The sequence below is a fragment of the Pseudarthrobacter sp. NamB4 genome (assembly GCF_005796185.1).
In the GTDB taxonomy this organism is placed as follows: domain Bacteria; phylum Actinomycetota; class Actinomycetes; order Actinomycetales; family Micrococcaceae; genus Arthrobacter.
The window spans coordinates 41,519-48,392 of the sequence record NZ_VAHM01000022.1; the positions used below are offsets into that span (position 1 = coordinate 41,519).

10 protein-coding genes are annotated in these 6,874 nt (G+C 67.0%); 4 read left to right on the forward strand and 6 right to left on the reverse strand.

Going from position 1 to position 6,874, the window contains the following annotated elements:
- The first annotated feature begins 208 nt into the window (after positions 1–208).
- Complete coding sequence (locus FDW81_RS18640; RefSeq protein WP_255467125.1) at positions 209–340, forward strand: hypothetical protein; 132 nt, start codon at positions 209–211, stop codon at positions 338–340.
- Between the two features lie 63 nt (positions 341–403).
- On the opposite strand, the gene FDW81_RS16980 is transcribed toward FDW81_RS18640, so the two are convergent.
- Genes FDW81_RS16980 through FDW81_RS16995 form a run of 4 tightly spaced genes read right to left on the reverse strand, consistent with a single transcriptional unit; the run spans position 404 to position 3,591 of the window.
- Entirely contained in the window at positions 404–1,498 is a 1,095-nt protein-coding gene (locus FDW81_RS16980) for a sulfate/molybdate ABC transporter ATP-binding protein (RefSeq protein ID WP_138135380.1), read from the reverse strand.
- Positions 1,495–2,385, reverse strand: a complete 891-nt coding sequence (locus tag FDW81_RS16985; RefSeq protein ID WP_240720388.1) for an ABC transporter permease — start codon at positions 2,383–2,385, stop codon at positions 1,495–1,497. Before FDW81_RS16985 ends, FDW81_RS16980 begins: the two co-directional genes overlap by 4 nt.
- A 10-nt stretch (positions 2,386–2,395) precedes the next feature.
- Positions 2,396–3,181 (reverse strand): molybdate ABC transporter substrate-binding protein, encoded by a 786-nt coding sequence (gene modA, locus FDW81_RS16990; protein WP_138135381.1) that lies wholly within the window; start codon positions 3,179–3,181, stop codon positions 2,396–2,398.
- The gene (locus tag FDW81_RS16995; RefSeq protein WP_138135382.1) at positions 3,181–3,591 is read right to left on the reverse strand and encodes a molybdopterin-binding protein; all 411 of its coding nucleotides are present in this window, start codon (positions 3,589–3,591) and stop codon (positions 3,181–3,183) included. The genes modA and FDW81_RS16995 overlap by 1 nt, the downstream gene beginning before the upstream one ends.
- Positions 3,592–3,706: 115 nt before the next feature.
- On the opposite strand from FDW81_RS16995, the gene FDW81_RS17000 reads away from it, so the two are divergent.
- Together FDW81_RS17000 and FDW81_RS17005 are read left to right on the forward strand one after the other, a co-directional pair.
- Positions 3,707–4,588 carry a DUF4031 domain-containing protein gene (locus tag FDW81_RS17000; RefSeq protein WP_138135383.1) on the forward strand — a complete coding sequence of 294 codons (882 nt, stop codon included), beginning with the start codon at positions 3,707–3,709 and terminating at the stop codon, positions 4,586–4,588.
- 43 nt (positions 4,589–4,631) lie between these two features.
- The gene (locus tag FDW81_RS17005) at positions 4,632–5,018 is read left to right on the forward strand and encodes a VOC family protein (protein ID WP_138135384.1); all 387 of its coding nucleotides are present in this window, start codon (positions 4,632–4,634) and stop codon (positions 5,016–5,018) included.
- Between the two features lie 36 nt (positions 5,019–5,054).
- Here the strand turns inward: FDW81_RS17005 and FDW81_RS17010 are convergent, their stop codons facing one another.
- Positions 5,055–5,456, reverse strand: coding sequence for a YccF domain-containing protein (locus FDW81_RS17010; RefSeq protein ID WP_138135385.1), 402 nt, complete (start codon positions 5,454–5,456; stop codon positions 5,055–5,057).
- Between the two features lie 98 nt (positions 5,457–5,554).
- Entirely contained in the window at positions 5,555–6,154 is a 600-nt protein-coding gene (locus tag FDW81_RS17015) for a phosphoribosylanthranilate isomerase (RefSeq protein ID WP_138135386.1), read from the reverse strand.
- 108 nt (positions 6,155–6,262) lie between these two features.
- Here FDW81_RS17015 and FDW81_RS17020 point away from each other — a divergent pair, with 108 nt between their 5' ends.
- On the forward strand, positions 6,263–6,856 hold the full coding sequence (locus tag FDW81_RS17020) for a HutD family protein (protein WP_138135387.1): 594 nt from the start codon (positions 6,263–6,265) through the stop codon (positions 6,854–6,856).
- The last annotated feature ends 18 nt before the right edge of the window (positions 6,857–6,874 follow it).

Consider the following 6,874-nt stretch of genomic DNA (forward strand, 5'->3'; position numbering starts at 1 on the left):
CTACGCTCAAGTTTGATGTGCGACGAATTTGTCATTGTTTTCCTACAGCGAAACGGGCTTTGGCATTCCCCCGAAGAGGCGACCGGCCCTATTTGGGCCGCTGAAGACAGGCGCGGCAAGAGCCGACAAGTGCAGGCTGCCCGTTCCCCTTCGGCCCCCTGGGCCCCAGGAAATCACCTCAACCGGGACTACGGAGGCCAGTACGGGCGTGGCCGGCTACAGCATCATCCACGCCGACGACTTCGCCGGCGCGCAGGCCCTGCTGGATGGCCATCCGCACCTGATGATGCCCGGGGCGAGCATCCAGGTGTACGAATCCCTGGACCTGCCGGGCATGTAACCCCTTAGAGGTCCAGATATTCGGGTTTCCGCAGTGGCAAAGTTCGTATATCTGGACAATAACTCAGGTCTCGTAGAGGGATACCGCGGCGGCTTTCACCACAAAGTGCACAGTCATGCCAGGGACCAGGCCAAGGTCAGCCAGGGCGGAAGGCGTGATGTCGGCCGCCATGCCCTCGCCCCTGACACGGACCTGGTCGCCGTGCGGCTCAAGGTCCCTGATGGTCACCTGAAAAGAGTTGCGGGGGCTTCCGTGCGCGTCCGTGAGGAACACGGAGACGGCCGACGGCGGGAAGACGGCTGCCGCTGCCCCGCCGGCCGGGATGGGATCCTCCGCATGGCCGGCGACGTGCAGTCCCTGCCTGCTGAGGACCCCATCCCCGGCAAGGGTTCCGGGGACGAAGTTGAGCCCGGCCAAGCCCGCCGCGAAAGCGCTGCGCGGCCTTTCCAGGACCTGCCGGGTAGGGCCTTCCTCGGAGACCCGGCCGTTTTCCAGGATGACCACCCTGCCCGCGAGCATCAGCGCGTCGAGGACATCATGAGTAACGATGATGGCCGGGCGGTCCGCCAGGACGCGCTTGAGCAGGCGCCGGAGCAGCGGGGCTGAGTGGATGTCCAGGGCTGCCATGGGTTCGTCCAGCAGCAGCAGCCCTGGATCAGCAGCGAGCGCCCGGGCCACGGCCACCCGCTGGGCCTGGCCGCCCGAGAGTTCTGCGGGCCGGTGTGCCGCAAGATCCGCTGCCTCCACTTCGGCCAGCCAGTGCAGCGCTTCAGCTTTGGCCCGACCCTTGGGCGTTCCCGCGCTGCGGGGTCCGAACGCCACATTGTCAACGGCAGGGAGGTGCGGGAAAAGCAGCGGCTCCTGCGCTAGCAGCGCGGTCCCGCGGAGGTGGGGTGCCGTCCAGTGGTGCTGTCCCCCGCGCCCACGCACGGCGGCCACGTCGCTCCCGTCCGAGGGAACGACGCCCAGCTGAAACAGCGTGCGGCCGTCCAATTCGGCCCGTCCGCTGTCCGGCCGGATCAAACCGGCGATGACCGAGAGCAGCGTCGACTTGCCCGCGCCGTTGGGACCCATCACCGCCACGGTTTCGGCAGGACCGAGGGAAAGGGAGACGTCGAAGCCCCGCTCCCCCACCGCTGCCTGGAATGAGAACGTCACGTGACCTGCCCTCCCGCCGTAGCCGCCGCCGTCGGCCGCTTCCCGGAAGATGCCCCGGGCGGTGCCGCACCGGCCGGGCGGTGATAGGCGAGTGCCACCACGGCAACTGCCACGGCCACCAGCACCAGGGAAAGCGCGACGGCGGCGTCCGGGTCAGTCTCTCGCTGCAGGTAGATTTCCAGCGGCAGGGTCCGGGTCACCCCCTGCAGGCTGCCGGCGAACGTGAGTGTGGCGCCGAACTCACCCAGGCTTCGCGCGAAGGACAGCACCGCCCCGGAGGCCAGTCCGGGCAGGACCAGGGGCAGTGTGACACGCCGGAAGACGGTTCCGGGGGAGGCGCCGAGCGTTGCCGCCACCACTTCATAGCGTTGCCCGCCCGTCCGGAGTGCACCCTCCAGGCTCACCACCAGGAACGGCAGCGCCACGAACGTCTGCGCCAGGACTACTGCCGTGGTGGAAAAGGCTATCTGCAGTCCCAAGACTTCCATGGTGCCGCCGAGGAGGCCCTGCCTGCCGAAGGTGTACAGGAGGGCGATGCCGCCCACCACGGGCGGCAGGACGAGCGGCAGCAGCACCAGCGAGCGCAGCAGCCCCAGGAACGGAAACCTGCCGCGGGCCAGGACCACCGCCAGCGGCACGCCCAGCACCACGCACAGGACCGTGCTGGCCGCGGACGTCCGCAGGCTCAGGCCCAGAGCCGACACCGCGGACTCGGAGGTCACCAGCGGAAGGAAGTTGGCCCAGTCCACCCGTCCCACGATGGCGACCAGTGGCAGGACCACCATCAGGGCGGCCAGCACAGCCAGGGTGTAGATCCAGCGGGGAACACCGGTGTAGGCGTGGCGCGCGGCCAGCCGCTTGCTGCCCATCATGGTCACGTCCGCCATTTCATGCCCATCATTCGCCGGGCCCGAAGCCGGCCGCTGCCAGGACTTCCCGGCCCTCGGGGCTCGTCACCAGGTCCACGAAGCTGGCAGCCGCGGCCTGGTTCCTGCCGCCAGCCAAGGCCGCGATGGGGTAGGTGTTCACTGCACCCGCCGCCTCCGGGAAGGCGATGCTTTCCACCTTGCCGCCGGCCGAGCCAATGTCCGTGACGTAGACCAGCCCGGCGTCGGCCTCTCCCGAGACGACTTTGCCCAGAACGTCGGTGACCGAGTTTTCCTCGCTGACGGGGCTGATCTTTATTCCGTTTTGTTCTGCCACGGCTGCGGCCGCTGCCCCGCAAGGCACCTGCCTGGCACACGTGACCAGTCTTATTCCGCTGGCGGCCAGGTCCTCGAAGGAACTGATGCCTGCCGGGTTTCCCGCGGGGACAGCGATGGCGAGGGTGTTGGTGGCGAAGGCCCGGGGCTCGCCCTGCACCAGGCCCGCATCCTGCAGCTTTCCCATGTTCCGGGTGTCCGCCGAGGCAAAAACGTCAGCAGGAGCACCCTGGCTGATCTGGGTGGCCAGGTCCGACGAGCCGGCAAAGCTGAGAGTGACGCTGGTCCCGGGGTTGTCCTGTTCGAACCGTTCCGCGAGCTCCGTGAAACTCCCTCTGAGGGAGGCTGCGGCGAAAATCGTGAGCTTTTCCTGATCCCCGCTGTTTGCAGCGTTGACGGCTGTGCCGTTGCCAGTGCACCCGGCAAGGAGTCCGGCCACGAGGACCGCGGCCAGTGCCGCTGAAATTCTGGTTGTCTTCATCAAGCTCCCCCCTTCCCGTGGGGCGTTTCGATGATCACCGTGGTTGCTTTGACCACGGCTGTGGCCACCGAGCCGAGCTCCAGCCCCAGATCGCGGACAGCTTCGCTGCTCATCAGGGACACCACACGGAAGGGTCCGCACTGCAGCTCCACCTGGGCCATCACCTTGTCGGCGGTGATGCCCGTGACCAGGCCGACGAACCGGTTGCGGGCGGAACTGCCGGTACGGTGCGGATCTTCCGGCAGCTGTGCGAGTTTCTGTGCGTGTTGGGCCAGTTCAAGGCCGTTTACCGCGAGCCGGCCGGCGTCGTCCCGCACGGGGGTCAGGGAACCGTTGTCCGTCCAGCGGCGCACGGTGTCATCGCTGACACCCAGGAAACGGGCTGCTTCCGAAACGCGAATAATGGTCATTTCCACAGCATAAGGCGCAAATGCGGAACAAAAGCGCGCGAGAGACCTCGTATTCGGATTATGACTGGCTGGCGGGAACCATTCGGGCTGCACCAGGCCGGATTAGACTTCCTCCATGGCCATCTTCATAGACCCGCCCCTTTGGCCTGCCCACGGAACGCACTTTTCCCATCTGGTCTCGGACGACTCGCTTGCGGAGCTGCATGAGTTTGCGGCGGCAGCCGGCGTTCCCGAACGGGCCTTCGACGGCGACCATTACGACGTCCCGGAACGCCGCTTCGACGACCTGGTGGCAGCGGGGGCCGTCCCGGTGGAAGCCCGCATCCTGGTCCGCAAGCTGCTTGCCAGCGGCCTGCGCATCCCTGCCCGCCAGCGGAACAATGCGCTCAAACTGCCCCTGCGGAACCGGTGGGACGCCATCATGCCCGGCCATGACGCGCTTTTCCTGGACCTGCTGGACCGCTGGAGCGAGCCGCACCGCCACTACCACGGCTGCACGCACCTGCTGTCCATACTCGAATCGCTGGACCTGCTTACCGAGCCGGCCGACCCGCCACGCACCGTGCTGCTGGCTGCCTGGTTCCACGACTCCGTCTACCGCGGCGTCCCCGGGCAAGACGAGGAAGAGTCCGCCCTGCTCGCCGAAGACCGCCTCCAGGCCGCCGGGCTGCCGTCAGTGAAGGTTGCCGAGGTCAGCAGGCTTGTGCTGCTGACGCGTGACCACCGCCCGGAGCCGGGGGACGACGCCGGCGCCCTCCTTTGTGACGCTGACCTTTCCGTTCTCGGCGGCGAACCGGACGAATACGCACGCTACCTGGCGGCCGTCCGCCGGGATTATGCGCACGTGGGCGACGCTGACTTCGCAGCGGGGCGTGCCGCCGTCGTACGCCGCCTGCTGGAGCTGGACCCACTGTTCCACGGCGGCCGCGCGCGGACGCTGTGGCTGGAGCCTGCGCGGCGGAACCTGCGGGCCGAACTAGCCCTTCCAAGCACCTGAGCCGGGCCTTTACGTCCGCGGGTGCCGGTGCAACACTTCTCGGATGACCTTGCGCATCCAAGCCCTCTGCATCGACTCCATCGACCCCCGGATCCCTGCCGACTTCTGGGAGAAAGCCCTGGGCTGGCGTCGGACCCACGAGGAGGAGGACGAAATCGTCTTGGAGCCGCCGGCGGGCAGCCCGGAAGACGGTGTGGCGCCGGACCTGCTGTTCCTCAAAGTACCCGAGCCCAAAGAGGCCAAAAACCGGCTGCACCTTGATCTCCGGCCCGGGGACAGGGATTCGGAGGTGGCACGGCTGGAAAGCCTTGGCGCCAAACGGGTGGACGTGGGCCAAGGCCCGGATGTGACCTGGGTGGTGATGGCAGACCCGGACGGCAATGAATTCTGCGTGCTGCGGGCCCTGCGGCCGGACGAATTGGCCGGTTGACCCGGTTTATGCGATCAGCTGGTCTGGGCGCTCCGCCTACCGGTAGGCGGTGACGAACGGCTGGCTGGTGGGCACGATCTGCTTGCCCAGCGGCATCAGGGACACCGGAATGAGCTTCAGGTTGGCGATGGCCAGCGGGATGCCAATGATGGTGACCGCCATGGCGAAGGCTGTGACCACATGGCCGATGGCGATCCAGATGCCTGCCACCAGCAGCCAGATCACGTTGCCGAGCAGGGGGAATACGCCGGTGCCCCCGGGCTTGTCCACCACTGTCCGGCCAAACGGCCAGAGCGTGTAGGCAGCGATTCGGAACGACGCGATGCCCCAGGGGATGGTGATGACCAGCAGGCAGCAGATGACCCCGGCCACGAAGTAGCCCAGCGCGAGCCAGAGCCCGCCGAAAACCAGCCAGATGATGTTGAGCAGTGTCTTCATCCATCCATTGTGCCCCCGGGGCGTGGCGAAAAAATCCGGGGGACTTCCATGACTGGCCCCTGCACCGCTGATGCTGTTGCAACCCCCGTGCCGGGGATCTAGCCTTTCGCGGCGCGAACGAAGGCGCTGATCTTAGCCAGGTCCTTGACCCCCCGGGATGCCTCCACCCCGGAGGAAACGTCCACGCCCCAGGCATGTGCCGCGGCGGAGGCCTGCCCTACGTTGTCCGGGTCCAGTCCGCCTGCCAGCAGCCAGTGCCGCCCCTGGAGGACAGGGAGTGCCGCCACGGAGGCGTAGTCCCACGACTCGCCCGATCCGGGGACGGCTGCGTCGATCAGGAGCAGATCCTCGCCCCAGTCCTCCAGCTCGTCTGGTGCCGCGTCAATGGTGACGGCCCTGATCAGCTTCATGCCGGCGTCGTGCACGGTGGCAACATCCTCGCGGGAGCGCTGACCGTGAAGCTGGATCCACTCCAGTCCGGCGGCGCGGGCGATGGCCACGGCGTCAGCAACCGGCTCATCCCGGAACACTCCAATAGGGGAAACCCTGGCCGGGACCTCGGCCCGCAGGGCAGCGGCCTGTGACGGCGAGACCACCCGGGCACTGGCAGTAAGGACGAAACCCACCGCGTCCGCCCCGGCATCCACTGCTGCACGTACAGAATCCGGCGTGCTGAGACCACACACTTTGACGAACATTCCCGGCTCCTTCAGGCTGTTTTCGTGTTGTCCCCCCGCAGGAGAGTAGCAGGCGGGAATGGAAGCTGCCGAGACGGGGTAACGGGGCAGGGCAACTAGGCTGGGATCATGGAGATCATCCGCTTTGCCAACCTCAAGCCCGAACCCTGGCGCAACGGGGGCGGAGTGACACGGCAGATTGCCAGCTATTCCAATTCGGCGTCTGCCAACACCGCAGACAACGACGGCGGCTGGGACTGGCGGGTCAGCATCGCAGACGTCACCAAGGCCGGGGACTTCTCGCCGTTTCCCGGCATGGAACGGGTCCTCACCGTGGTGGAGGGCGAACTCCTGCTGCTCAACGTGGACGGAGCCGAGCAGGCCATGGAGAAGTACCGGCCATTCCGGTTCCCCGGCGGCGCCGCCACCTCCGCAAAATTGCCCACCGGTGACGTGCGGAACCTGAACGTCATCACCCGGAGCGGCGCCTTCAAGGGCTATACATCCATCGTGGAGATCTCGAAGAAACGCGCCCACCCCCTCTTTGACGGGCAGCTCGGCGTGCTGCTGCAGGGCCAGGCCACGGCTGCTGACGAGGCAACCGAACCCGTGCCCCTGGACCGCTATGACGCCGTGGTGGGCTCCGACAGCGCTTCGCCGCAGATCGTGGGCAGGGGATTCCTTGCTGTGGTGTCCATCGACCAGGTCGCTGCAGAGAACTGAACTTAGTCCCGTCCACTC